20 protein-coding genes are annotated in these 26,577 nt (G+C 41.1%); 4 read left to right on the forward strand and 16 right to left on the reverse strand.

What is annotated here, in order from left to right:
* Nucleotides 1-9: 9 nt before the first annotated feature.
* Nucleotides 10-1,023 carry a sulfate ABC transporter substrate-binding protein gene (locus tag ACLPIE_RS18445; protein ID WP_430263166.1) on the forward strand — a complete coding sequence of 338 codons (1,014 nt, stop codon included), beginning with the start codon at nucleotides 10-12 and terminating at the stop codon, nucleotides 1,021-1,023.
* 173 nt (nucleotides 1,024-1,196) lie between these two features.
* Here ACLPIE_RS18445 and ACLPIE_RS18450 read toward each other — a convergent pair whose 3' ends face one another.
* The 5 genes from ACLPIE_RS18450 to ACLPIE_RS18470 all read right to left on the reverse strand — a co-directional run bounded on the left by ACLPIE_RS18450 (nucleotide 1,197) and on the right by ACLPIE_RS18470 (nucleotide 7,406).
* Nucleotides 1,197-2,153, reverse strand: a complete 957-nt coding sequence (locus ACLPIE_RS18450; protein ID WP_430263167.1) for an OmpG family monomeric porin — start codon at nucleotides 2,151-2,153, stop codon at nucleotides 1,197-1,199.
* A gap of 103 nt (nucleotides 2,154-2,256) precedes the next feature.
* Entirely contained in the window at nucleotides 2,257-4,137 is a 1,881-nt protein-coding gene (locus ACLPIE_RS18455) for a glycoside hydrolase family 3 protein (protein ID WP_430263169.1), read from the reverse strand.
* A gap of 425 nt (nucleotides 4,138-4,562) precedes the next feature.
* Nucleotides 4,563-5,501, reverse strand: a complete 939-nt coding sequence (locus ACLPIE_RS18460) for an OmpG family monomeric porin (protein ID WP_430263170.1) — start codon at nucleotides 5,499-5,501, stop codon at nucleotides 4,563-4,565.
* Nucleotides 5,502-5,844: 343 nt separating this feature from the next.
* Nucleotides 5,845-6,615, reverse strand: a complete 771-nt coding sequence (tpiA, locus tag ACLPIE_RS18465) for a triose-phosphate isomerase (RefSeq protein WP_430263171.1) — start codon at nucleotides 6,613-6,615, stop codon at nucleotides 5,845-5,847.
* 176 nt (nucleotides 6,616-6,791) lie between these two features.
* A complete protein-coding gene (locus ACLPIE_RS18470) occupies nucleotides 6,792-7,406 on the reverse strand; it encodes a DUF1454 family protein (RefSeq protein WP_430263172.1) in 615 nt (204 codons plus the stop codon).
* A gap of 52 nt (nucleotides 7,407-7,458) precedes the next feature.
* Between ACLPIE_RS18470 and ACLPIE_RS18475 the strand changes: the two genes are divergently transcribed.
* Nucleotides 7,459-7,878, forward strand: coding sequence for a DUF805 domain-containing protein (locus ACLPIE_RS18475; RefSeq protein ID WP_430263173.1), 420 nt, complete (start codon nucleotides 7,459-7,461; stop codon nucleotides 7,876-7,878).
* A gap of 43 nt (nucleotides 7,879-7,921) precedes the next feature.
* Here ACLPIE_RS18475 and fpr read toward each other — a convergent pair whose 3' ends face one another.
* Nucleotides 7,922-8,668, reverse strand: a complete 747-nt coding sequence (gene fpr / locus ACLPIE_RS18480; RefSeq protein WP_430263174.1) for a ferredoxin--NADP(+) reductase — start codon at nucleotides 8,666-8,668, stop codon at nucleotides 7,922-7,924.
* 432 nt (nucleotides 8,669-9,100) lie between these two features.
* Here fpr and emrD point away from each other — a divergent pair, with 432 nt between their 5' ends.
* Complete coding sequence (gene emrD, locus ACLPIE_RS18485) at nucleotides 9,101-10,285, forward strand: multidrug efflux MFS transporter EmrD (RefSeq protein WP_430263216.1); 1,185 nt, start codon at nucleotides 9,101-9,103, stop codon at nucleotides 10,283-10,285.
* Nucleotides 10,286-10,325: 40 nt separating this feature from the next.
* Here emrD and ACLPIE_RS18490 read toward each other — a convergent pair whose 3' ends face one another.
* From ACLPIE_RS18490 to ACLPIE_RS18500, 3 genes are all read right to left on the reverse strand, one after another.
* A complete protein-coding gene (locus ACLPIE_RS18490; protein WP_430263175.1) occupies nucleotides 10,326-14,093 on the reverse strand; it encodes a hypothetical protein in 3,768 nt (1,255 codons plus the stop codon).
* Nucleotides 14,094-14,449: 356 nt separating this feature from the next.
* Complete coding sequence (gene glpK, locus ACLPIE_RS18495) at nucleotides 14,450-15,976, reverse strand: glycerol kinase GlpK (protein WP_430263176.1); 1,527 nt, start codon at nucleotides 15,974-15,976, stop codon at nucleotides 14,450-14,452.
* Between the two features lie 3 nt (nucleotides 15,977-15,979).
* Entirely contained in the window at nucleotides 15,980-16,840 is an 861-nt protein-coding gene (locus ACLPIE_RS18500; protein WP_430263177.1) for an MIP/aquaporin family protein, read from the reverse strand.
* A 304-nt stretch (nucleotides 16,841-17,144) separates the two neighbouring features.
* Between ACLPIE_RS18500 and zapB the strand changes: the two genes are divergently transcribed.
* Nucleotides 17,145-17,384: a cell division protein ZapB gene (gene zapB / locus ACLPIE_RS18505; RefSeq protein ID WP_430263178.1), complete on the forward strand. Its 240-nt coding sequence runs from the start codon at nucleotides 17,145-17,147 to the stop codon at nucleotides 17,382-17,384.
* 663 nt (nucleotides 17,385-18,047) lie between these two features.
* On the opposite strand, the gene rraA is transcribed toward zapB, so the two are convergent.
* The 7 genes from rraA to priA all read right to left on the reverse strand — a co-directional run bounded on the left by rraA (nucleotide 18,048) and on the right by priA (nucleotide 26,415).
* A complete protein-coding gene (gene rraA / locus ACLPIE_RS18510) occupies nucleotides 18,048-18,572 on the reverse strand; it encodes a ribonuclease E activity regulator RraA (protein WP_430263179.1) in 525 nt (174 codons plus the stop codon).
* Nucleotides 18,573-18,691: 119 nt separating this feature from the next.
* Entirely contained in the window at nucleotides 18,692-19,618 is a 927-nt protein-coding gene (locus ACLPIE_RS18515) for a 1,4-dihydroxy-2-naphthoate polyprenyltransferase (protein ID WP_430263180.1), read from the reverse strand.
* A 296-nt stretch (nucleotides 19,619-19,914) separates the two neighbouring features.
* Nucleotides 19,915-21,249: an HslU--HslV peptidase ATPase subunit gene (gene hslU / locus ACLPIE_RS18520; RefSeq protein WP_430263181.1), complete on the reverse strand. Its 1,335-nt coding sequence runs from the start codon at nucleotides 21,247-21,249 to the stop codon at nucleotides 19,915-19,917.
* 11 nt (nucleotides 21,250-21,260) lie between these two features.
* Nucleotides 21,261-21,791: an ATP-dependent protease subunit HslV gene (gene hslV / locus ACLPIE_RS18525; protein WP_004265304.1), complete on the reverse strand. Its 531-nt coding sequence runs from the start codon at nucleotides 21,789-21,791 to the stop codon at nucleotides 21,261-21,263.
* A 167-nt stretch (nucleotides 21,792-21,958) separates the two neighbouring features.
* Nucleotides 21,959-22,774, reverse strand: coding sequence for a cell division protein FtsN (gene ftsN, locus ACLPIE_RS18530; protein WP_430263182.1), 816 nt, complete (start codon nucleotides 22,772-22,774; stop codon nucleotides 21,959-21,961).
* Nucleotides 22,775-22,847: 73 nt separating this feature from the next.
* Nucleotides 22,848-23,876 carry a DNA-binding transcriptional regulator CytR gene (cytR, locus tag ACLPIE_RS18535; RefSeq protein ID WP_430263183.1) on the reverse strand — a complete coding sequence of 343 codons (1,029 nt, stop codon included), beginning with the start codon at nucleotides 23,874-23,876 and terminating at the stop codon, nucleotides 22,848-22,850.
* Between the two features lie 340 nt (nucleotides 23,877-24,216).
* Entirely contained in the window at nucleotides 24,217-26,415 is a 2,199-nt protein-coding gene (priA, locus tag ACLPIE_RS18540) for a primosomal protein N' (RefSeq protein ID WP_430263185.1), read from the reverse strand.
* Nucleotides 26,416-26,577: the final 162 nt, after the last annotated feature.

Genomic DNA, 26,577 nt, shown 5'->3' on the forward strand with positions numbered 1-26,577 from the left:
GGGTAAAAAATGGCACATTCATGGCAAGTTACAAAATCACAGCTTACAACAGCATTGCTATTGGTATTGACGACAGGAGCGTGGGCGAAAAACATTCAACTGCTAAATGTCTCTTATGACCCGACGCGTGAGTTTTATCAGCAATATAATCAAGAGTTTAGTAATTATTGGAAAAATAAAACGGGTGATTCTGTGACGATTCGCCAGTCTCATGGTGGCTCGGGAAAGCAAGCGATATCGGTGATGAATGGATTAGAGGCTGATGTAGTGACGCTTGCATTGGCCTATGATGTGGATGCAATTGCAGACAGCGGGCGCATTGATAAAGGTTGGATTAAAAAACTTCCTGATAATTCAGCGCCGTATACTTCTACTATCGTATTTTTAGTCCGTAAGGATAATCCCAAAAAGATTAAAGATTGGGATGATTTGATTCGCAAAGATGTCTCAGTCGTCACTCCAAATCCGAAGACATCGGGCGGAGCTCGCTGGAATTATTTAGCAGCATGGGGTTACGCTTTAGATAAAAACCAGCAAGATCCTGAAAAAGCAAAACAATTTGTAAAGCAGTTATATCAGAATGTTGAAGTGTTAGACTCTGGTGCGCGTGGTGCAACAAACAGTTTTGTGGAGCGTGGAATAGGGGATGTATTAATTGCTTGGGAAAATGAGGCGTTACTTGCTATCAATGAGTTAGGGGAAAGAGGGCAATTTGAAATTGTGACACCAAGTATTTCTATTTTGGCGGAACCCACGGTGGCAGTGGTGGATAAGACTGTCGATAAACGTGACCACAGAGAAGTTGCTCAGGCTTATTTAGCTCACTTGTACTCATTAGAAGGGCAGGAAATAGCTGCGAAAAACTATTATCGCCCACGAAATGCGGAAGTGGCTAAAAAATATCAGTCGCAGTTCCCAGAGCTTAAATTACTGACGGTAGATGAAAGTTTCGGCGGCTGGCAAGCGGCACAAGCAACGCATTTTGCTAATGGTGGAGTATTTGACGAAATCATTCGTCGGTAATACTCGCCATATTCCGCACTGTAGCGTTATTGGCTGCGTTTGCTAACCCTAGTCACATACTGGTGTATGCTCCTAGGGATTAGCTTCTCTTGCCGTGGTGCTACAGTACGAGCTATTTAGAGTATTGTTTTAGACATGGCATAGGTAATAATTAATGAGAGAATAGGGATACTTTACTGCCACTGGTATTTCACACCTAATTGGCCGAGGTAGAAAGTTTGACGATTATTACTGCCCGAAGTGATCCCAGCATTTTTCGCATTTTCCCATGTACTCGGCTCAACTGCAAAGCCACCCCATAGGGTCAGTTTTGGTGTTAAGTTATAGAATACTTGTGTACCTACACGGTAGCCATCTTTCACTTTCTGGGTCGTACGTTTGTTACTGTCGTAGTTATGTTCGTTTAAGTAGTAGCGAAAATAAGGCATGACACTCCAATCTTGATTGAGTGTAACTGGAAAGTAGCCACGGATTTGGTTCTGCTCCCAGGTTTTGTTGAAATCTTTATCCCATGTCCAGTCGGTATACATGTAGACTTTTGCTGTTGCGGAATCATTGATTTTGTAAACTAAGCCATGCTCAGACTCCCACTCATAGCTATTTGGCGCATGGAAATTATCATAGTGATAAACGGCATCCCAGAAGTTAAAGGCCCATTTATCTGTAATGTTGTAAGTACCACTAGGCATCAGCCAAAACATGGTGTTAGACGGGCGCGCCTGAGTACCCGGTGCAGAGTCATTAGATTCTTTTCGATAAGTGACATTTAGATTGAACTGACCGAGATCACTCGCATACATTTTCCGTGTAGCACCAATTTGTGTACGGTTGCGAATGAATGAATCTTTAGATGTTGAGAAGTCGTGGTTATAGCTTCTGAGTGATTCTTTATGCTCAAGGAAGAAGCTCCATTTTGATTCAGGATTAACTAAAAATAGTTGTCCCACCATACTTGTTTTGTCAAAAACTTTGCGGCCGCTAGTGTTGTGGTGTCCTTCAAATTTTTCCAGTTCCATATAAACGTTGGATGATATACGCCAATAATCATTGGTTGGTAGTTCGGCAGCGACAGTGGATGCGCTTAGGCCAGATAGAGTAACAAGAAGTAAACCATTTAGTGAAGTTTTCATTTTAACCCTTTAATTTTTATATGTTTTTATTTTTAATCGCCTTTATTGAAGGCGTTAGTCTCTGGCCTGGTATAAAGGCTAATGAGTTGATGATCAGTAGAAATTAACGTGCTGTGTGGTAAGTTTCACCATGGCCATAAGGGAATAGAACTTGGTTCCCTTGCGGATTTTTGATATTGACAGGCAGCAATCCTTTAGGCGAATTAAGTGGTTGAGCGTTGCTATTTGCAAACAAGGTACGCAGCCCACTACGGATATTGGTTTCGAGTGAGTTACGGTTGTTATTAGTAATATCAAACCCAGTAATTCCGTAAATTGCGATATTGGCTTTGACATCATTGAGATAAGCAATATCGTAAGGGTTACGTGAAGAAATCACGACCAGTGGAATTTTGGCTTTATTTGCAGCATCAATAATTAGTTGAGCATTTTTTGGGGTGTCTTTTAGGTTATAAGTGGCCAGTAAAATTAAATCTTGGTTGGTAACGAGCTTTCTCACATCACTTTTTGACAAGGTATCCTCATTTAATTTCACTACCTGTTCACTGCTCTTGATGGTGACAGCCGTTTCAGCAGCGATATCATTTAAATGTTTTTGGATCAGAGCATTGCGTGGTTTTTCATCTGAAATGACTAAAATACGGTTCTGTGGTTTTAGGACATAAGGCAAAATATTATCATTTTTGACTAGTGTAATAGCTTGTTCTGAAACCATATTTTCGAGATCTTTATGGCTCTTTGAGGCAACAACTTGTTCAGCTATAGCGACATCAACAGGTTGAGCTGTAATTTGTTGTTGAAGTTTTTTCAATACGACGCGCTTTGCGGATTCATCAATACGTTTTTGTAGCTCTGGATTTTTCGCCGCTTGTGTTTCTAGATAGCGATACATATTATCTAGGCGCGTAATGGCTTCTGTATCCCACATTTTAATTGGCATTAGGACAATATCTGAGCCTGCAAGTAGCGAGGTCTCTACCGCCCAATTGATATCAAAATTGTCCGCAATAGCCCCCATGTCCATCGCATCTGTGACAATCAGCCCATCGTATTTTAGTTCGTTGCGTAAAATGCCATGTAAAATGGGTTTTGATAATGTTGCTGGTGTTCCCACTTCTTTGCCAGTGAGTGTAATAATTTTATTATTATCAAGGGCTGGGACGATGATATGTGCTGTCATAACCGCATCAGAGCCATGAGCGAGTGCATATTGAAACGGAGCCAGTTCAATAGAGCGCCATGTTTTGGCATCAGAGTTTACAATAGGTAAATCAACATGAGAGTCAGAGGAAACATTACCATGACCTGGAAAATGCTTAAGGGAGGTCAGCAGGTTATATTTATGAACCCCTTTGATGTAGTTGATAGATAAGGCTTCAACTAAGTCTTTGTTATCCGAGTATGAGCGAACACCGATGACTGGGTTATTTTGATTGTTATTTATATCGACAACTGGGCCGAAGTTGACATTAAACCCAAGGCTGGAGAGCTCATATCCATGGATCATTCCTGTTAGTTCTGCAAGAGCTGGATTGCGAGTGGCTCCTAGAGCCATATTTCCAGGCATTTCAGTGCCAACCCGCAGGCGAGTCACGTATCCCCCCTCTTGGTCGGTACCGATGAACAGTGGTAAATTGCTGCGGGATGACTGTAATTGATTGATTAGCTCAACAGTTTGTGGGGTATCAATCAAGTTTTCACGGAACAAGATAACAGATCCAAGGTGATATTGGTTGATCACTTTGGAGACTTCATCATTCATGGTAAGAAATGGTGCAGGTTCCCCATTGCTGTCTTTATTCCAATATCTAAAATCGAGCATGAATAGCTGACCAATTTTTTCAGCTTCTGACATATTGCTTACTATTTCTTCAGCTGATTTTTGTTTATCTTTCCATAGCTCATTAAGCTGAGCTTGGGTCATGGGTTCCGCGATGGATAACGCGCTGAAAAGGCAAGCGGTAAGTAAGGTAAGCTTTTGCATGTTATTCTCTCTGGGTTATTTTTCGAGGAATAATAAGTAGCTAAGTTTATTTATGATGTGAGAAAAATCACAGTTGATAGTATTCTTAATTTTGAATTAATGAGAATATGGGATAAACCCTTAGTTATAGTAGCTTAGTGTATTTGTATGATATTAAAGGTAAATTAAATCGGAATAGTTTATTTTTAGTTGGAATAATTTCGGTTTGGTATTATTTGGATATGTGATCTATGCCCTAAACACGAGCAAACAATATATTAATCTTTAATCTGTTTGAAATTGTTTATTTAAAAACTATAAATTTGTTGTTTATCATTTTTTATGTGTTGGTAAATATAAAATTAGATATGGAATAGATAAGCCACATGAAAATAGTATGCAGCTTATTTTTCACAATAAAATAACTGAATCTTACTAATAAATGATTACCAATTATATTTCATGCCTATTTTCCCGACATAGAGCACTTGTTTATTATTTTCACCTGATGTGATTTTATTATGTTTAGCATAATTCCATGTAGTTGGCTCATAAGCGACCCCTCCCCATAGTGCTAAGGACGGTGTTATTTGGTATTGCACATCAGCACCAACACGGAAACCGTTATTAACTTTTTGAGTTAAATAACCATTTTTATCGTAAGCATGCTCACCTAAATAATAACGCAAGTAAGGCGTAAACTGCCAATTTGAACTAAGTTTGATAGGTAAATAGGTACGAATCTGTGCTTGTAAAAAACGATCGTGAAAGCTTTTATCCCATAATTTATCAATATAAATATTTAGTTTGGCACTTATGGTGTCAGAGTGTCGGTAAGTCACGCCATACTCTGTTTCTGCTTCATAACTATTAGTATTGAAATAATTACTGTAATAAATATAGGAAATCCAATAATTAAAAGACCAAGTATCATCAAAGTTATAGCTACCTGATGGAGTCACAGCATAAAGACGATTAGCTGATCGTGCTGTAGTTCCCGGCGCAGAGTCATTGGATTCTTTACGATATCGAAAACCTACAGAGATATTCGATTTCTTTGATTTTATGAATTGTTTGATAGCCTCAAACTGTGTGCGGTTGCGAGTATAAGAATCCCGTGACATGCTAAAATTACGCCCATGATTTCTTAGGGTTTCTCGGTGTTCAAATAAAAAACGCCAGTCTGAGGTGGGATTATTGAGACTTAGCTGCCCAATGGTGCTGATTTTATCATAGACTTTATTATTAAATGAATCTTGTTGGTCTTGGTATTCCTCTATTTCCATGTAAACATTCGTTTTGACATACCAATTATTATTTTCCGCAGTACATAACGTAGGGAATATAATTATGATGCTATAAATTAGACTAATTATATATTTCATATTTATCCTTCATAACGACTTTATTAACTTTCCATTTTTTTGCAGGGTAAATCTGAATTAATTTTTATTTTCTGTCTATGATATTTATTTGTGGGAATAGTTATTAAATTGATTATTAACCAATGCTTTTGTTTTAATTTGCTGTTATTTATGATTTTTTTGTTTTTTCTCTTGATTGTTTTTTTTGAAAAAAAAGTCAAACATTCGTTTTTTAAATGATAATAATTAAATTTATTGGCTTTATATTAAATATGATTGTTTATTATTGTAGATAATGGAAAGTAATAATATATAAAAAAACCGCCAAGGAAAAAGGCGGTTTAATCATAGAAATCTTAAAAGATTATTTTGCTTTTTTAGCTTCAGCCGCAGCTTTAACGATGACAGCAAATGCATCAGCTTTCAGTGATGCACCACCAACTAGTGCACCGTCAATATCTGGTTGTGTGAATAACTCAGCAGCATTGCTGGCATTAACAGAACCGCCGTATTGGATGATGACTTGTTCAGCAACTGCCGCATCTTTCTTCGCGATATGAGTACGAATGAATTTATGAATTGCTTGCGCCTGTGCTGGCGTTGCAGATTTACCAGTTCCAATAGCCCAGATTGGCTCATAAGCAATCACTGCACCTTGGAATGCTTCTGCGCCCAGTGAATTTAGTACCGCATCAATTTGACGAGCACAGACTTCTTCCGTTTTACCCGCTTCGTTTTCTGCTTCTGTTTCACCGATACACAGAACTGGAATTAATCCTTGTTCTTTTAATACAGCGAATTTTTTTGCAATAAATTCATCACTTTCTTTGTGATAGGTACGGCGTTCAGAATGGCCGATGATGATGTATTTAGCACCGACATCTTTGAGCATTTCAGCAGATATTTCACCTGTGAATGCGCCTGATAAGTTAACGTCAACGTTTTGTGCACCTAATGCAATTCGGCTACCTGCTAAGGCATGTTTAGCTTGAGTTAGGTAGATTGCTGGTGGCGCAATCGCTACATCACAGCCATCAACACTGCTAAGCTCATTACGCAGACCGGCTACCAAGTCATTGACCATATGGGTGCTACCGTTTAGTTTCCAGTTACCCATTACCAATGGATGTCGCATGTTATTTCCTCCAACCAGACAGTTTAAATGTTAAATCAATAAATTATTCATTGTGCTTATCTTTCATGCACAATGTGACAGTTCTGTCGCCATTCACCGACTGTATTATAAGAACAATAGGTGATAATAGCTTTGCTTTTGATCACGCTTGTTCTTAGCGCGTGATCACAGCCAGTTTAGGGTGTTTGTTGTTCTAGCTTAATCGGTTCAACAGCAAAAGTAAGCACATTATTGTCACTTTTTACTAAAATATATCGTAAAGCTCCCAGTTTTGCTTCTTCCGCATGGGTCGAATCTTTATTCGCCACGAATTTACTCAAGGCGTTAGCCAATTCAGGGGCTTTATCAAGAGAGACCTCTGGCGCAAACTGGTGGATCAACGCAATAGTATAGCGTTCCATAAGTTGTCGATTTTCTGCGGCTTCTTGTGGGTTATCAGTTGGCAGTAACGTGATTTGTAAGCTTTTAATTTTTTCACTTCCTCGCTCTAATACGGCGGAGGAGTAAATCTGTTGGTTGATACGAGAAGCGGCTCGAATATAGGGAGCGGCGATATCTTGGCTCGCAATGACTTTATATTCATGAAGATATAAATCTTGATAAGCTTGATTAAATTGATTGCGTAATTCAGGAATGGTGAGGTCAAAAGAAGGAGCGTCGGGCGCTAAATAGGAGACCTCAAAGTCTGAATCTGGCAATGTTGGGACTTTCTGTGCGAACGTGAGTTGTGGCACACTAAGTGCGAAAATAGTTATGATGGCGTATATTGAGCGAAATAAGGTTTGAGTCATTTTTCTGGCCACGCATTTTTTGGGGTTTCACATTGTATCAGGATTATCGGTAATGACATTACAACAATGGGCTTTTTCCTTCAAAGGCCGCATGGGACGACGGCCATTTTGGGCAGGTATTGCCGCTATTTTTATTTTAATGACGGTCGTCAGCTTATTACAGAGTGCATTTTTATTGCCTGAGATATTAACACTTTTCTTATATATTTTACTACTTTACCCGTTAGCGGCGATTTTTGTTAAGCGCTTGCATGATAGGGGAAAATCAGGTGGTTGGTTCGCATTAATTTTACTGGCTTTTGCATTATTTTCGATTGATGTCAGTCAGTTTGAACCTATTTGGCAGTGGGGTATTGGACGATTTTTACCCCTATTAATTACCATGATTATGATATTAGATTGTGGTGCCTTTTTGGGGACGGAAAGTGCCAACACATATGGTGAAAAAACAGAACTTGTTGATTATTTATAGTTATCGAGCCCCTGAAAGGCGCCAGTGGCTCGATATCGCAAATTTACCAGTATTGCTCACTGGAGATATGGCCGGGTTTACGGCGTAGGTGTTTGATCATTCCATGACTATTTTTTAGCATATCACGAGTGTCTTTCACCATTTCAGGGTTACCGCAGAGCATGACGTGGCAAGTATCTGGAGATAGTGTTAATCCGACGCTATTTTCTAAGGTATGGTTTTCGATTAAAGCAGGTACACGGCCATGTAATGCTCCCTCAGATTGTTCTCTGCTGACTACGGTAATTATTTTAAGTTTACCTGAGTATCGTTTTTCGAGCGCTTTCATTAATGGTAGATAACTTAAGTCTTTTTCGTAACGAACGGCATGTAATAACACAATATTTTCGAAACGTTCCAAGTCTTTACCTTCTTGTAAGATTGATAAGAAAGGGCCAATCGCTGTACCTGTTGATAGCATCCATAAATTTTTACACTCGGGGATTTCGTCTAGCACAAAGAAACCAGCGGCTTCATCCGTAATTTGTAATGTGTCATTAGGTTTGAGTTGTGCAAGTTTTGGACTGAGTTTTCCTTCAGGGACGATGACAAAATAAAACTCAAGTCGGCTATCACTGGGAGCGTTGACATATGAGTAAGCACGCGTAATGCGTTCACCTTCAATTTCTAACGCAAGTTTAGCGTATTGACCTGCAGTAAATGGTTTAATAGGTGCATCGATTACTAGGCTGAATAGTGCATCAGTCCAAAATTTGGCTTCAATAACTTTTCCGGTTACCCAATTTGCCATATTTCCACCTCTTATTATTTCAAATAGCTCACTTCAAATAGATTCATTAAGTGAATTAGTTGGTTCATTGCTCATTAGGATTTAATACTAAAACAGTTCACTATTTATGCTTATCGATAATGTGTCTCAGTGATTTATTCTTAGAAAAGGTACATTGACAATTTCAATGTACAGTTATGTTGACACTCTTGGCGAATATTGCTGCCATTGATAAATAAACTAATATGTCGTACTACTACGAAAAAAAGTTAATTTTTGTTATCTTAATCACATTAGAGTAAAGCGTATTATTTGCTGTTTATTTGTAGTGGCTGCAATGTGTTAAACAACAAATAAATTAATAATTAAATTCCTAAATAGTTTCTGTGTTATTTCATTTTAATAACGCAGGGTCACTATTTGTCTGAAATTTTTGGTGTATCTGAGAGAAAAATGAGAAAGCTGGAACATTTCAATCTGTTATTAATGTTAATTGCATTAGCTGCTGTCGGGCAAATGACACAAACTATTTATGTCCCGGTGATAGCTGAAATTGCCGTGTATTTTGATGAGCCTTCTGGGGCTGTTCAGAAAGTTATGGCTGCCTATTTGTTTTCTTATGGTTTTTCGCAGTTATTTTATGGGCCATTATCCGATCAAATTGGTCGCCGTCCTGTTATTTTAGCGGGGCTGACAATTTTCTTATTTTCAACTATTGTGGCGATTTTTTCACCGACGTTAAATACATTAACGATTGCGAGTGGTTTACAAGGATTAGGTACTGGAGTTGCGGGTGTTATGGCTAGAACTATGCCCCGAGATTTATACAAAGGTACCGCGCTGCGCTACGCAAATAGTTTATTAAATATGGGAGTATTAGTGAGCCCACTATTAGCGCCAATGTTCGGTGGAATATTAGCGCATTTTTGGGGATGGCATGCTTGCTATATTTTCCTATTTATCCTAGGGGCATCCGTATTATTAAGTATGTACCATTGGTTGCCAGAAACACGTCCCATCGCGCCTGAAAAACGAAAAATGCTAGACTCTTATAAAGTGCTATTAGCAAACGGCCCATTTATTTCGTATTTAGCGATATTAATTGGAGCATTAGCAGGGATAGCCGTGTTTGAAGCAAGTAGCGGCGTGTTAATGGGGGGGGTTCTTGGCTTAAGCAGTATTACGGTGAGTATATTGTTTATTTTACCTATCCCTGCGGCATTTTTCGGTGCTTGGTATGCAGGGCGAGAAGGCAAAACCTTTTATAGTTTGATGTGGCATTCTGTTCTCATTTGCCTACTGGCGGGGGCTATGATGTGGGTACCAAGTTGGTTCGGTATCATGAATACATGGACATTATTGGTACCTGCGGCAGTATTTTTCTTTGGGGCGGGCATGTTATTCCCATTAGCGACAACCGGTGCGATGGAGCCATTCCCGTATTTAGCGGGGGCTGCTGGGGCGCTAGTCGGCGGCTTGCAAAATGTTGGCTCTGGTATTGCCACGTGGATTTCGGCATTGATGCCACAGCATGGGCAATTCAGTTTAGGATTGTTAATGTTCTTGATGTCTGTGCTGGTCTTATTGTGTTGGTTACCGTTAGCACGGCGTATGAGTCACTCAGAAAGAACAGTTTAGCGAGAATAGTTTAGGCGGCATTGACCGCCTGAACCATAAGTTAAGCTATTAAAGGGCTACTGATGTATTTGATAGGTGGAATTTCTGGATAAGATATTGACCTGTGTGAATGCATTTGGGTTTCTGGCATAGAAGAAAGTAGCTCTGGTCTATTGATTATCGAATTAAATTCAACGGGCCGGTCATAATTAAGAAACTCTGTATTTTCTGCTAATTGCCCGACTTTATTTTGATAGAGCCAAATAGAGCTCGGTGCGACATTATCATTTAAATGTTGATCAATATGTATTTGTATACCCTCTAGCGTTAATCCTGGGGTACTGTTAATCGTCCCCTGTACTGTCAGCTGCTGACCTTGTGTGAAAAAATACCAATTTTCAATGGGTTGGATGCTTTTTGGTTGACCGTTACTATCGTGCATGATTAATGTCACCCAATAATGATATTGACCTTCCGGCAAATTTAACTCACTAATATCAATCTGTTGTTTGATATTCATATCAGCTATCAATAATTGTTCAGATGGAATATTAATATGAAAATCAGGTAAATGATGTTTTGATTGGCTATCAAGGTGATTTAATGGTGTAAAATGTTGACTTGTCATTGCCCTAGTCGCATCTCCAAATGGGTCAGAAAGTGAGAAATAACGTTGCTGCAATCGTCCATTTTCAACCCAACGGGCCATGATTGTACTTTCTGGTGAAATCTTTTCTATATTTATCATCCCACTCGCAAAATCAATTAAGTTTTCATCTGTTGTAGCCCAAAAAATAGGGCTTCCTTGCCAGTAATTATCAAGGATTAGCTGATTGGGGAGTTTGTTATCTATGCTATTGCGAAATACGCGGCTGGCTAATGACGTTGGGTTGGTATACTGATAGATAATATTACCCAGTGTTTTTTCTGCGGTTAAGGTTTGTAAGGTGAATTTTACGAGTTCGCCTTTATCTGCGATATTGAGGCTTATGGAATAAGGCTCGATATCAACTTGTAGAACATCGGTCAGTAGACCATGAGATGTATCGTAAATGACAGTTAATGCATGAGAGCGATAGGGGAAATATTGACGACCATGTCCGGTCTTTAAGTTGTGGTAGTCGGCAGGGAGGTTTCCGATAGTACGACGAATAGCCATCGTATTATAAGGATGTGGTGTTCCATCTATCAGGGTGAATCGCTCACCGTGGAGCCAATATATTGGGACATCACGTTGGTGTGGTAGCTGCTCAATCTGCGTTTGGCTATAGTACTGGGTATAATTATGTTGGTTTAACGTCACCCATTTTTTGGCATCATTATCCCACCGTTGATAAAAGCCTTCTCCTGCAAAATTACCATCTTCAATATCCTTGCCTTTAATCTTATTTGGTTGCCAGCGAATTTTGTTACTTAAGAACTGATGTATTTGCATATTGTTGCAGTCTGCATGGGGTAAAAAAGCATCCTGTAAATTGCTGGTGAAAAACGGGGGATGTGGAAACATGGTTGGGGACATCTGTTTCGGTTGATTATTTTTATTACGATATTTGTAGGTTATATAGTGTTGTCGGTACTGGTTATAGGCAGGGTTTGGTCCATGGGAGTTGGCATTAAAAGGGTATATCGGCTTCGTCTGGTTACGTTGTTGTGTTGTATGTGGCAAATTTAAACCATGACCAAAAATTTCATGAAATAAGGTATTTGGATGATGAATTCCACCACCATAATGAGGCGAGGCTAAGCCCAATAATGTATTATTAGGCATTGATTGGCGAGATATAGCCGTATAGTGGTAAATAGCGTCATCGCGATTGGCTTTATTGAATTGTAGGCTATTTGTGTTTGCCCATTTGATCTGTGAGTCTGCTTGGTACTTAGTGATTTCTGGGGCGTCGTATCGAGGATGAAATAACGGAGCCTCAAGACTATTATTTTTCCGGTAAGGCATTAGGCTTGGATAAAGGTGACTCGCAGGGGTACAAGAGAGGGTAAGGTGACTGATAGGCAAAATAGCCGTAGCTTCTAGCCCCCAACTTAATGGTGAACTTGTGTATATTCCCTGTCCTTGCCGATGTAAGCTAAAGTTATCAATATGGACATCGAGATGACTATCAAGAGTCACTTTAGGCGAAAAGACGCCATATTTGTCAGAGTCTTTGGTAATAATGGGTTTATTATCTGCGAAGATAATAATTTTTATATCGGGTTGCATCCACTCCGCCTTTAATGGTGCGGTAAAGCTTTTCTGGTGCCAGTCTTTAGCAGTGACATTTGGAATACTGGGAAATTCGACAAGTTTATCTGGCAAAGTTTCAGGCCCAGTTAATCTGACTCGTCCTAATATTTTCCTATCTTTATCGCAGACAACGGCTTCTATATCAGGTGAGTTAGCTTTGCTCTCACTCGTAATATCTAATTTTAATAATGCCCATCGATTAGCGGTTAAACTTGAGTATTCATCAGTTATGCTTTGTAGATGTGTTTGGGCTAGTTGAACGTTATGCGCTCGCATATCACTCGGTATCGGGTGATAACGCGCTTTAGGGGCATAATAAATAGGGTCGGGTATTGAAAAAATTCGTTTACCTGGCGTGATAACCTGTGGTGCGGTTTCTGTTTGTAACTGAATTGAAATTGGTGAAGATAGTTGGCCATTATCCATGATGGCTATCAAATCAAACTGATCTGATTGAGTGTCTAACTGGCTTTTATCAGCGGTATATTGCCATTCGTGTGTATATTGGTTAATTTCTACACGGCCAAATTTGGGGTGTTCAAGGATCTTATACTGTTGAATACGTTTATCATGCGGTAACTTTCCTATTATTGCACCAATCGTTATTTGATTTGGTATTTCATCTGGGTTTTCGGTGACATGAATAGGGAGTATTTGTTCACTAAACGTTAATTTTCTGTCAATTGGTACTATTTGCTTGGCCTGCTTTAATTGAAACTGGCTGAACGTCATGTCAGTGCCAATAAGTTTTAATGTATTGTTTTCATAAGTTATACGAATTAATGGTAGTGCATATTTTGTTAGTAGCTGGTTTATTTGAGTTTCAATGGAATATGCAATGGCTTGCCATGAGACATTTACGCTGATTGGTGCATTATGAATGGTAAGAGGGGTGTCGTGGTTAATCGGTTTTATTTTTATTGAGAAATATTGTGCATTTTCACGTAAATTATCCGTCAATTTTAACTGACTCACTAAATTTGATGGTAAATGAATAGTTTGTGTTAACGGTAGGTTATCTAAGAACAACGATGGGCTTTCTGTTGGCTGGATGGGTTGTATTTCATCGATTAGCTTTTTGATTGAAGGAGAGGTTGGTTTATTTTTATTTTTAATGATTAATAAGCTTCCTCCGGTAAGCGCCATCCAATGGCGGATTAACTTTACTTGTGTGTCATTGGCGTTTTCAGGCAACACGACGACATTATAATGACGATGCCACTGGCCGCTAGGTAGCAGTAAATCAGCGAGTTGGTTTTGTGCTCTCGGCTCCCCATCTTTCCATTCGTGATAAGAATCAAAACTTTCAATAAATAAGCCTTGTTTGGCGTGAAAATCAAAACCGGAGAATTCACTGGTTGGTAGTGTGCTTAAGATAAAATGCTGCTTATCATCACCCTCCATACGTGGCTTATCAATTAACCAACTGAAAAAGTGGTAAGAAGCCTCGCTCTCTTTTGTCATCGTTGGGTTTTCTTTTAACGCAGTTAATAATGGTGAATCTGCATCAATGACCGCAATCCTGCTTCTATTTTGGTTTGATTGTACTCGGGGAAGGGGGCTCTTTGACGATTTTTTGTTGTTATCCATAACTGTTCCCTATTATTATTCCTTTAATATAAGTGAGATAAGTAACAAACGTCTGATGATCTTAAATAATCTAACTTCTCCTTTCTAATTTATTATTAATCTGATTATTGGCTTTTCATTTATTAACTAATTAGTTTTTTAAATAAAAAAAGCAGCACCCAAGTGCTGCCCAGACTGCCGAAGAACATATTCTGTTTGGCGGCAAGTCATACAGGTTTTGAAAATAAGCTAGGAAAATCAATCCATTGATTTTCGACTGATAACACAAAGCGGGAAAAACCACGCTTTTATCCCGCTTTGTCAACAACCTCAGCAGCACCCAAGTGCTGCCTCAGATAAAGAATTACCAGTTAAAATTAGCCGCGATCTTCCCACTCTTGAGCGCGTGCTACGGCTTTTTTCCAACCTTCATATTTGAAATTACGTTCAGTGGTCTCAATACTCGGTTTGAAGACACGCTCGATGGTAGCTTTGCTTTGCACCTCATCCAAGTTACTCCAGAAACCGATCGCTAAGCCTGCAAGGTAAGCCGCTCCCAGAGCCGTACTCTCACGAATTTCAGGGCGCTCAACTGGCGTGCCAAGAATATCGGATTGGAATTGCATCAAGAAATTATTGGCTACAGCACCACCATCAACACGTAGTGCTTTCAAACGTTCACCGGAATCAGCTTGCATGGCATCAAGAACATCACGAGTTTGATAAGCGATAGATTCTAAGGTTGCACGAATGATATGATTACGGTTTGCCCCTCGAGTCAGGCCAAAAATGGCACCGCGTGCGTATGGGTCCCAATATGGCGCACCTAAACCTGTAAAGGCAGGTACAACATAGACACCATTGCTGTCTTTCACTTTATTCGCAAAATATTCAGAGTCGGCTGATTCATCAATTAATTTCAATTCATCACGTAACCATTGAATAGAAGCACCGCCCACGAATACAGCACCTTCAAGGGCATAGTTAACTTCTCCTCTTGGCCCACAAGCGATAGTCGTTAACAACCCGTGATTTGAACGTACGGCGGTTTCCCCTGTATTTAGTAGTAAGAAACATCCAGTTCCATAGGTATTTTTGGCCATGCCCGGTTTCACACAAAGTTGGCCGTATAGAGCAGCTTGCTGGTCACCGGCTATACCTGAAATAGGAATACGTGTTCCGCCTTTCCCGCCGATATTGGTTTGGCCATAAACTTCGGAAGATGGACGAACCTCTGGGAGCATGGCTCGTGGAATATTGAGGGCTTTAAGAATTTTATCATCCCACTCTAAGTTGCGGATATTAAACAGCATAGTACGGGATGCATTAGTGTAGTCAGTGATGTGTACACGGCCTTGTGTCATTTTCCACACGAGCCATGTATCCACGGTTCCAAAGAGTAATTCCCCTTTTTCTGCACGTTCACGAGCACCGTCAACATGGTCTAAAATCCATTTTACTTTAGTACCAGAAAAATACGGGTCAACAACTAGCCCAGTATTTTGGCGAATGTATTCTTCTAAATCTTTCTCATTTTGTTTGAGGTGGGTGCAGAAGTCTGCGGTACGACGGCATTGCCAAACTATTGCATTATAAATCGGTTTACCAGTGGCCTTCTCCCATACGATAGTGGTTTCACGTTGGTTAGTGATCCCAATTCCCGCCACTTCATCTGTACGGATATCTGCTTTTGCAAGGACTTCAACTAATGTTGAACTTTGTGATGCCCAAATTTCCATTGGATCATGTTCTACCCACCCTGGCTTAGGATAAATTTGTGTGAATTCACGTTGTGAAATGCTTACAATATTTGCATCGTGGTCGAGTACAACCGCGCGTGAACTGGTTGTGCCTTGGTCGAGTGCGACAATATATTTTTTCGCAATAGTGGTTTCAGTTGTCATAATTTAAGCCTGTTCCGAGGATTTGGTGTTTTTAACGGATGATGTTTCTGTTTTGGTCTCTTCTTCACATACCATGCAAGGTAAGTGGCGACCAATAAGTTTTCGATAGGCGAATGCCCCTAGCAGACCACCAACAATAGGTGCTGTCAATGGTACAAGAAAATATGGTATATCGCGGCCGCCAGTGAGGGCGATATCACCCCAACCTGCTAAATAGGCAACAACCTTTGGCCCGAAGTCACGAGCAGGGTTTAGTGCAAAGCCGGTTAATGCGCCAAATGACCCACCGATAACGGCGATTAAAATACCAATTAATAATGGTGCTAATGGGCCGCGAGGTACGCCATTGCCATCGTCAGTTAATGCAAGGATTAAACAAACGAGAATGGCGGCAATGATCACTTCAATGAAGAAGGCATGAGGTACGCTGATTTGAGGAGCAGGATAGGTGGAGAACACACCCGCAGTATACAAACTTTCTTGGGTGCCTCTAATGATATGATGGGCTTGCTCGTAATCGAAAAATACAGGGGAGTACATTGAATAAACTAACGCTGCGGCGAAGAAGCCTCCGAGCATTTGGGCAATGATGTAAGGCACAACTTTACGTTTATCAAAACAAGCAAATAACCATAATGCTAAGGTAACCGCAGGGTTTAAGTGAGCTCCCGAGGTTCCTGCTGTCAGGTACACGGCTAAGGCAACACCAAAGCCCCAAATAATACTGATTTCCCAGAGGCCAAGTTGTGCTCCTGCAATTCTCACTGCGGCAACACAACCTAGACCAAAAAATACAAGTAATGCAGTTCCTAAAAATTCGGAGATGCATTGACCTGTGAGTGAGGTAGTCGTCATCTGGCTCATATGTTTCTATCCTACGAAAATGGAAATTATTGTAATGTTTTTTAAGTTGAGATTTTCTAACTGAAAACTCTTAGCTGTAAATTTATCGTTAAAGAACATAAACGAGAAATATCGAAATTGAAAAATGTGTGTTACATCACTAAAGCGAAACAAAACAATCAAAAATAGTGACGAAATCGACCTTTGCGATGTGATCTGACCAGTGTTTTTCATCAAGAGTTATTAGGATTCGGATGGAAGAAGCTGGACAGGGGAGATCATGCTACTTACAATCGTGTAATAGCTGATAAGGGAGGCCTAACATATGTCATTTGAAGTATTTGAGAAACTCGAGTCCAAAGTTCAACAAGCGATTGATACAATCACATTGTTACAAATGGAAATTGATGAATTAAAAGATAAAAATAGTGCACTGAACCAAGAATTAGAAACTGCAAAATCAGGTACTGACTCGCTGGTGCGTGAAAATGAACAATTAAAACAAGAGCAGCAGGCATGGCAGGAACGTTTGCGTACTCTGCTAGGCAAAATGGAAGAAGTTTAATTCTCGTCATACTTCGTGTTGTAGGGGTGTTGGCTACGTCTCTTCGCCCTAGTCACATACTTGTGTATGCTCCTAGGGTCTTATCGACTTGCCGCCTACCTACAACACGAATTATTTAGAGAAACGCTCGTCATACTTTGCGCTGCAAGGGTTGGCTTCGTCTCTTCGCCCTAGTCACATACTTGTGTATGCTCCTAGGGTCTTATCGACTTGCCGCCTACCTACAACACGAATTATTTAGAGAAACGCTCGTCATACTTTGCGTTGCAAGGGTTGGCTTCGTTTCTTCGCTCTAGTCACATACTTGTGTATGCTCCTAGGGTCTTATCGACTTGCCGCCTACCTACAACACGAATTATTTAGAGAAACGCTCGTCATACTTTGCGCTGCAAGGGTTGGCTTCGTTTCTTCGCCCTAATCACATACTTGTGTATGCTCCTAGGGTCTTATCGACTTTCCGCCTACCTACAGCACGAATTATTTAGAGAAACGCTCGTCATACTTTGCGCTGCAAGGGTTGGCTTCGTCTCTTCGCCCTAGTCACATACTTGTGTATGCTCCTAGGGTCTTATCGACTTGCCGCCTACCTACAATATGAATTGCTTAGATAAAATAAGGGCCACTATTCATCATAGTGGCCCTTATTTTTTGAATAGGGTTAGATTATACGTCGATATTGTCATCTTCAATAAAATCAATGTCGACATCTGAAGTTAATGGCTCTTCAGAAAGAATGATCCCCGTATTGTCGGCATAGAGGTAATCTCCAGAAAAAAAGGTGACACCTCCAAAATTGACTCGGATATCACTTTCGCCAATGCCTTCATCAGGGCAACCCGCAGGCATTGCCGCAATCGCTTGAATGCCAAGGTCTAACTCCATTAGAGCATCCACTTGACGGACGGCACCGTAAACCACAATACCTTCCCAGTGATTAACAACAGCCAGCCTTGCGACTTCAGCGTCAATGAGTGCTTTACGTACAGAACCGCCACCATCGACGAGTAGGATACGGCCAGAACCATCTTCTTCCAGCAAATCATACAGTAGGCCGTTATCTTCAAAGCACTTAACTGTAATGATTTGACCGCCAAATGAAGTACGTCCACCAAAGTTAGAAAAAAGAGGTTCTACCACATTAACGCTTTCTTGGTATATATCGCAGAGTTCGGAAGTATCATATTTCATAGGATTTAGGTCTTTTTTGCTGCAAGGGGTAGCCAGTATATCCCTTTTGAACCGTACTTGGCAAAGCCACCCGCCTAAAAATAGGCGGGGAAAGTCAAAAAACAGTCAAATAATAAGGGTTATTTGCTTATCACTACGCCAATCGAGAATAAAATGTTGGTAATAAGGGCTGCTTTTACCATGTTTTCAAGTAAAGGACGCATACCCTCTGGGGTTCGGTCACTCAAAACACGGCGTAAATGATTCATTAGCATTGGTATTGCTAATAGGAATAGCCAGCCGCTCCAACCGTGTAAGTAAATTAGGTTAAAAAATACCAAACATAGAATGGCGAGCACAATAATAATGGCGTGATAAATACGTGCGCCCTGTGGGCCTAAGCGTACAGCCAAGGTATTCTTACCTGCTTTGATATCATTTTCGATATCACGCATATTATTGATATTTAATACAGCGACAGAGAGCAATCCACAAGCTGTGGCAGGTAGGATAGTAATGATATTGAAACTGTTAGCTTGTAAATAGTAGGTTCCAATAACGCTAAGCCAGCCAAAAAAAATTAATACGGAAATATCTCCTAACCCCAAATACCCATAGGGCTTTTTACCGACGGTATAGGTGATGGCTGCCACAATGGCAATGAGCCCTAGTGCCACGAAACCAATGGCATCTTCAGGTTTTTCGCAGGCAACAATAATCAGTAGTAGGCCAGAAATACAGGCGGCAGTAATATTTAATTTTAGTGCCTTTTTCATATCCGCTTGGGAGATCACGCCTTTTTGCATCCCACGTAATGGGCCAATACGTTCTGCGGTATCAGAACCTTTGACGGCATCTCCGTAGTCATTTGCAAGGTTAGATAAAATTTGCAGTAAGCCTGCTGTGATCAGCGCTAATAACGCGACAGGCCATTTAAAATTGTCGGTTAAATAAGCCAAAGCCGATCCGGTTACGATTGCAATAACGCCAAGAGGTAAAGTTTTAGGACGTAGGCTTTCTACCCAAGCTTGTTTGCGGCTTATTGTGTTTATGGTTGGTGAGTTCATTTAATCATTTCACAGGTTCATACTCGTCATATTTCAAATTGTAGGGGCGGCTGTTTTCTGTCACTTGCTGCCTTTCAGCCTCTTTAGCCATACAGGGCTAATACTGTTTTTGTTTTTTCTACAATCAGAGCCATTTAGAGTCGTGTTCTTAAAAATTTAAGTAACTTAACGCGCTGATAGATATCGTTATATTTCAATGCGATAAGCTGAATATTCCATAGAAAAAAGTGCAGCGATAAAGCTGCACTTTAGTCGATGTATATTAAGGATACATGAAAACCTGATAATTAATAAGATTATAAAATAAATCTACTCAGGTCTTCATCAGCCACTAGCTCATCTAGATGCTGTTTAACATACTCTGCATCAATCTGAATGGTCTGTCCTTGACGGTCGCTGGCATCGAAAGAGATGTCTTCCATTAGGCGCTCAAGTACGGTATGTAAGCGACGTGCGCCAATGTTTTCCGTTGACTCATTCACTTGCCATGCGGATTCTGCAATCTTACGAATACCATCTGTTGTGAATTCAATATTTACGCCTTCTGTTGCCATCAGCGCTTTGTATTGTTCAGTTAGAGAGGCATTTGGTTCGGTTAGGATACGTACGAAATCTTCAGTGGTCAGTGCTTGTAGCTCAACACGAATAGGTAAACGGCCTTGTAATTCAGGGATCAAGTCTGATGGGCTAGATACTTGGAATGCCCCTGATGCGATGAACAGAATATGATCAGTTTTAACCATACCGTGCTTCGTGGAGATGGTGCACCCTTCGATTAATGGCAGCAAATCGCGTTGTACCCCTTCACGGGAGACATCTGGGCCTGAACTTTGCCCGCCGCGTTTACAGATTTTGTCAAACTCATCGATAAACACGATACCGTTTTGCTCAACGGCTTCGATGGCTTGTTCTTTTAACTCTTCCGGGTTAACTAACTTAGCGGCTTCTTCTTCCACCAGCAGTTTAAAAGCCTCTTTGATTTTCATCTTACGAGGTTTTTGTTTTTGTCCTGCAAGATTTTGGAACATAGATTGCAGTTGGTTGGTCATTTCTTCCATACCCGGAGGTGCCATGATTTCGACACCCATAGGCGTTGCTGCAACTTCAATTTCAATTTCTTTATCGTCTAACTGACCTTCACGTAATTTTTTACGAAAAGCTTGACGAGCTGGTGAATGTTCATCGGAGGGCTCAGATTGCCCCCAGTTATTTTTCGCCGGTGGGATAAGAACGTCTAAGATACGTTCTTCAGCCATTTCCTCTGCACGATAGCGATTTTTTTCGATAGATTGTAGGCGTACCATTTTAACGGCAGAATCCGTTAAATCACGAATGATAGAGTCAACCTCTTTACCTACATAGCCAACTTCGGTGAATTTCGTTGCTTCAACTTTAATAAATGGTGCGTTGGCTAACTTAGCTAAGCGGCGGGCAATTTCAGTTTTACCTACCCCTGTTGGGCCAATCATCAGAATATTTTTAGGTGTCACTTCATGGCGTAATACTTCGTTTAACTGCATCCGACGCCAGCGGTTACGCAGAGCAATTGCCACAGAACGTTTGGCTTTGTTTTGGCCAATAATATGATTGTCGAGTTCGCTGACAATTTCGCGAGGAGTCATTTCGGACATGCTAGCAATCCTTATGATTTTGAAGAAATTTCTTCAAAATTTACATTATGGTTGGTGTAAATACAGATATCGCCTGCAATGGCGAGTGCTTTTTCCGCGATTTCTTTCGCGCTAAGGTCGGTATTTTCAAGTAGCGCACGTGCAGCGGATTGTGCATATGGGCCACCAGAGCCAATTGCAATTAAGTCATTTTCAGGCTGAACGACATCACCATTACCCGTAATAATCAGGGAAGTGTGTTCATCTGCGACGGCAAGAAGAGCTTCTAGCTTGCGTAGCATACGGTCAGTACGCCAATCTTTTGCCAATTCAACGGCCGCTTTAGTTAAGTGACCTTGGTGCAGTTCGAGTTTACGTTCAAACAGCTCAAAAAGTGTGAATGCGTCTGCGGTCCCGCCTGCAAATCCGGCAATAACCTTGTCATTATATAAACGGCGAACTTTGCGGACATTGCCTTTCATGACGGTATTACCCATCGTCGCCTGCCCATCTCCACCAATTACGACTTGGCCATTACGGCGAACACTTACGATTGTTGTCATGAGTTAGCCCCAGGTTTTATTACAAAAAGAATGCAGCAAATTTTGATTTCCAAGAGATAAAATTCAAGTGATAGTTGTTTAATTAACTATCACTTGAACTGTGTCGAAGATAAAACCGCTGCTCATAAGTACATTAAAACAGTACATGGGGTGGGGTGTGAGGTTTTTCAACCCCCTGAAGCACGAAGAATACAACCTGAAACACCAACACCTGCTGCACGGTCGCGCATTTTCTCTGCGGTCGATTTAGAATAAGGGCCTAGCATAATACGATGCCAGCCACCGCCGGTGGTGACGCGGCTCTCAATACCAGCAAAGGCGAGAGTCGCACGTACAGACTCAGCTTGGTCTGCCGTTTTAAATGACCCACATTGAACTAACATATTTTGCATATTATTAGCCGATTTTTGTTCCACAGGGGCTGTAGGCTGTGTTGACGCTATAGGTGCAGCCGGACGTGTTTGGGGCTTAGGTTCATTATTCACAACAGGCTTGCGTTGTACAGGCACAATAGGTTGTGTTGGTTCATTGATGATAACCTGAGAGCGCGGCACGGGTTTACCGTTTGCAGGAATTTCTTGTAAGTTGGTGACAGGCTGGCGTCTGTCCGAATCAATTTGTTCCAATAACTGGCGCTGTTCAGGGGTTAAATCAGATGGACGCAGAATATTACTCCCCGTACTCGGTTGCTGAATACTTGGCAAATCCACACCACGACGTTCGAGTTCTTTAATATAGCGCCAGCGTTCTTCCGGTTTAGGCGGCAGCGTACTAGCTGGTTGAGTCGTAGGCACTACGGTTTGTGGCAAAGGTGCATCCTTTTTATTTTGGGTGATATAAAACAGGCCACCAACAAATAGCACAACAATTGCCACAGCAACGACCAACGTGGTCATTGGTAACCCTTGTGATTTCTTTGACTTTCCTTTGCTTTTTTTACGGGCGGATGAGCGCCCTCGAGCTACATAATCTTTTTGTGCCACGCTATTAATTCACTAGTTATCAATTGTTAGTCGTCATTTGGCTTAACATGTTACTTAACCTGAAAGACTTTGACTAGCTTTTAGGCGCTTTTGTACTCTCTCTAATGATTAAATCAGAATCTAGGAGACGCGAACCAGAGGTCACATTGTTGCCATGGATCTGCTCAAGCAGCAATTGCATGGCATGATGACCAATTTCTGCTCGTGGCTGATTGATAGTCGTCAGTGCTGGTAACGTATATTTTGCCAGTTCTAAATTATCGAAACCGACAAATGAAAGATCATCAGGCAACTGTAGCCCCATTTTCTTTGCTTGCCATATAGCACCTATGGCCATGATATCACTATGGCAAAAAATAGCGGTTGGTGGCTCAGGGAGAGATAGCAAGGCTTTAACCGCTTTAGCGCCTCCTTCGTGGGTAAAATCACTGCGAATAATATAATTTTCACGTAATTTTTCGCCAGAGCGTAACATGGCTTTTTTATAACCTTCTAAGCGGTACTGGCTCAGAGGCATATGTTCGGGGCCTGTAATACAGGCTATCAGTCTATGACCTTGTTTTTGCAGGTAATGTGTCGCATTAAATGCGGCTGTTAGGTTGTCAATATGAACGGTAGGTAGCTTTAACTCAGGGGCGAATTCATTCGCCATGACAATCGGCGGTAAGTTTTTCTGTTCTTCGGTTGATATATCAAATGGGATATTTGAACCGAGTAAGATCATGCCATCGATTTGTTTTGTAATAATCAGATTAATAAAGGCATTTTCTTGTTTTTCTTGGTGTTTGCAGTCACCAATTAACACGAAATAACCTTCTTGGGCAGCAATTTCTTCGATACCGCAAACCACATCACTGAAAAAGGGATCACGGATATTGGGAACAAGTACTAGAATCGTTTTTGATTCATTGCGCTTATAGCTTCTCGCTAAGTTGTGGGGGTAATAGCCGACATCCATAACAGCTTGTTCGACTTTTTGGCGCGTTTGCAAAGAAACCTTTTCAGGGTTCATTAATGTTCTAGAAACTGTCGCTGTCGAAACGCCGGCGGCACTGGCTACGTCTTTCATCGTTGCCGTATTATTGTGTTTTTTACTTTCCACAACGCCTTCCTTAGATTGATTTAATCGTTTGCTTTTTTGAATAGCCAAACAAATCATGATTGATGACTAGATGCCATTCTAATCCGTTTCTCAATAATGTCTGTTACCTAAGTTGCATAAAAAATGTGACAGACATCATTTTTTAGAGCTACTTCGCAAATTTTAAAAATAATTTCTCGAAAAAAAATAAATGAAACTCAATTTGCACAAAAATAATACAAAAATCTGTTATGGAAAAAAGATGACTTATAAGATCAACAAGATATATGCAACATAATGAAATTACTGATGGAAGACATTATGAGAGATTAGCTCATATATTTTCACTCTTATTAATAAGTTAGCTATCTGTTGGGTCGACATCAATATTCCACTTAACTTTACGACTGTCTGGTTTTTGCTGTATTTCTGGTAGCAATTTTGCCATAAATTGTTGTAAATAGAGCCGGGAAGGATGCTGTAATAGTAATTGCCAACGGAACCGCCCGCCGCGCTTGGCCTGAACGGATGGTGATGGCCCTAAAATCCATAACTTAGCATCACTTTGCGGGTGCTCGGTAATGTATTGGCGTACATTTTGTAAAAATTGACGAGAATCGTGGTTATTATGATCCTCAGAACGGATCAATACATGGCTAGTGTATGGTGGCAACATGGCAACACGGCGCTCTTCCATCGCTTCTTGTGTAAAGGCGTTATAGCCATTTTCAAGTAGTGTGAGTAGTAAGGGATGTTCAGGGTGATGGGTTTGTAGGAATACTTCGCCTTGTTTGCCTGCTCTCCCCGCACGCCCAGAGACTTGCACATATAACTGGGCAAACCGCTCTGCGGCACGAAAATCACTGGAAAATAGTGCGCCATCCACATCCAATAATGCCACAAGGGTGACGTCGGGAAAATGGTGACCTTTGGCTAGCATCTGTGTGCCGATGAGTATTCGCGCACCACCTTCATGGACTTGACTTAAATGCTGTTCTAGTTCCCCTTTACGGCTGGTTGTATCACGGTCAATTCGAGTCACAGGGGTGTCAGGAAAAAGTGTGGCAATCCCTTCTTCAAGTTGCTCAGTTCCCATGCCTACGGGGACTAAATGGGTTGAACCACACTGCGGGCATTGGCGAGGAATTGGTCGCTGGCTATCACAGTGGTGACAACGCAACTGGTGAAAATTTTGGTGCAAGGTGTAATAGTGGTCACACCGTTGGCATTCGGCTATCCAGCCACATTCATGGCAAATCAGGGCGGGAGAATACCCCCGGCGATTTAAAAATAAAATGACTTGGTTATTTTTCGCCAAATGCTCCTTAATATGTTGGATCAACAAATGGGAGAGACCATATTTCAGTGGTTGGCCTTTTAAATCAATTAAATGCTGTGCGGCAGGGCGTGCATTACCTGCACGAATAGTTAGGTTTAATTGGCGGTATTTATGTTGTTGAACATTGAATAAGGTTTCCAATGAAGGGGTCGCGGTACCCATTACAATCGGTATATTGTTCTTTTTTGCGCGAAAAACGGCGAGATCTCGCGCATGGTAGCGCCAGCCATCTTGCTGTTTATAGGAATTGTCGTGTTCTTCATCGATAATGATAATTCCTAAGCGGGAAAAGGGCGTAAACAGTGCGGAACGCGTGCCGATAATAATGGCGTTTTGCCCTTGTTTCGCTCGTAACCATACTGCCAAGCGTTCACTGTCATTCAGCCCTGAGTGTAAAACATCCACTGGTGCATTGAAGCGTTCACGAAAACGGCTAATTGTTTGCGGGGTAAGACCAATTTCGGGCACCAAAACTAATGCCTGTTTACCTTGTGAAAGCACATTTTCCAAGACACTTAAGTAGACCTCTGTCTTACCAGAGCCCGTGATCCCTGCAAGTAACCAAGGTGAAAATTCGTCATCTTGTGCTCGGATAGCCCCGACCGCGGTCGCTTGCTCGCTGTTAAGGCGTAACCTTTCGCCACAAACAGTAAAATTAGGTTGCCACCTTTCGCTAGCGGGTTGTACGGGGTGTAAATCAATATAGGCTTTCTTTTTCAGTGCTTGCAGGGCGCTTTCGCTGATTTCGAGCTCACTCACTTGATGGCGATAAACTGGCCTACGACGCAAAAGCGCCAGAGCTTGCTGCTGTTTTGGGGAACGTTTGAGCGCATTGAGATCAGTCGCAAGGCCTTCTTCGGTAACTTGCCATTGCCAAATTGGGGTAAATTCTGCTGGTTTACCTTGACGCAGTAGGGTCGGTAAGGCGTGAAAAAGCACCTCACCAATAGGGTAATGGTAGTATTGGGAAGACCATAATAGTAGTTGCCAGACATCGTCAGGGAATAAGGTTTGGTTGTCGAGCACCAAATCAAGCGCTTTGAGTTTATCCTCTGTAAATTCACTTTTATCACTGTGTTTTACTACAACGCCTAGTGCTTGGCGTTTACCAAATGGCACCATGACACGACAGCCAATGGCGGGCAGTGGCATGTTATTGGGGAGTAGATAGTCAAATGTGCGATTTAAAGGAACAGGTAAAGCCACCTGAACGACGATCATAGCTGGATTTCCGTCTGTTTTTTATGCGATGATAACAATAGAATTTTACTAGAGTATCACAAAATTTACGCGGTTTTCATTGCGTGGTTAATAGAATTTCTGTATGATCCGCCGCCTTTGGTAGTTATTTTTGCCAATATATTAAATTCAATCAACACGACG

This window comes from Providencia sp. Me31A, assembly GCF_050487165.1.
Lineage (GTDB): Bacteria > Pseudomonadota > Gammaproteobacteria > Enterobacterales > Enterobacteriaceae > Providencia.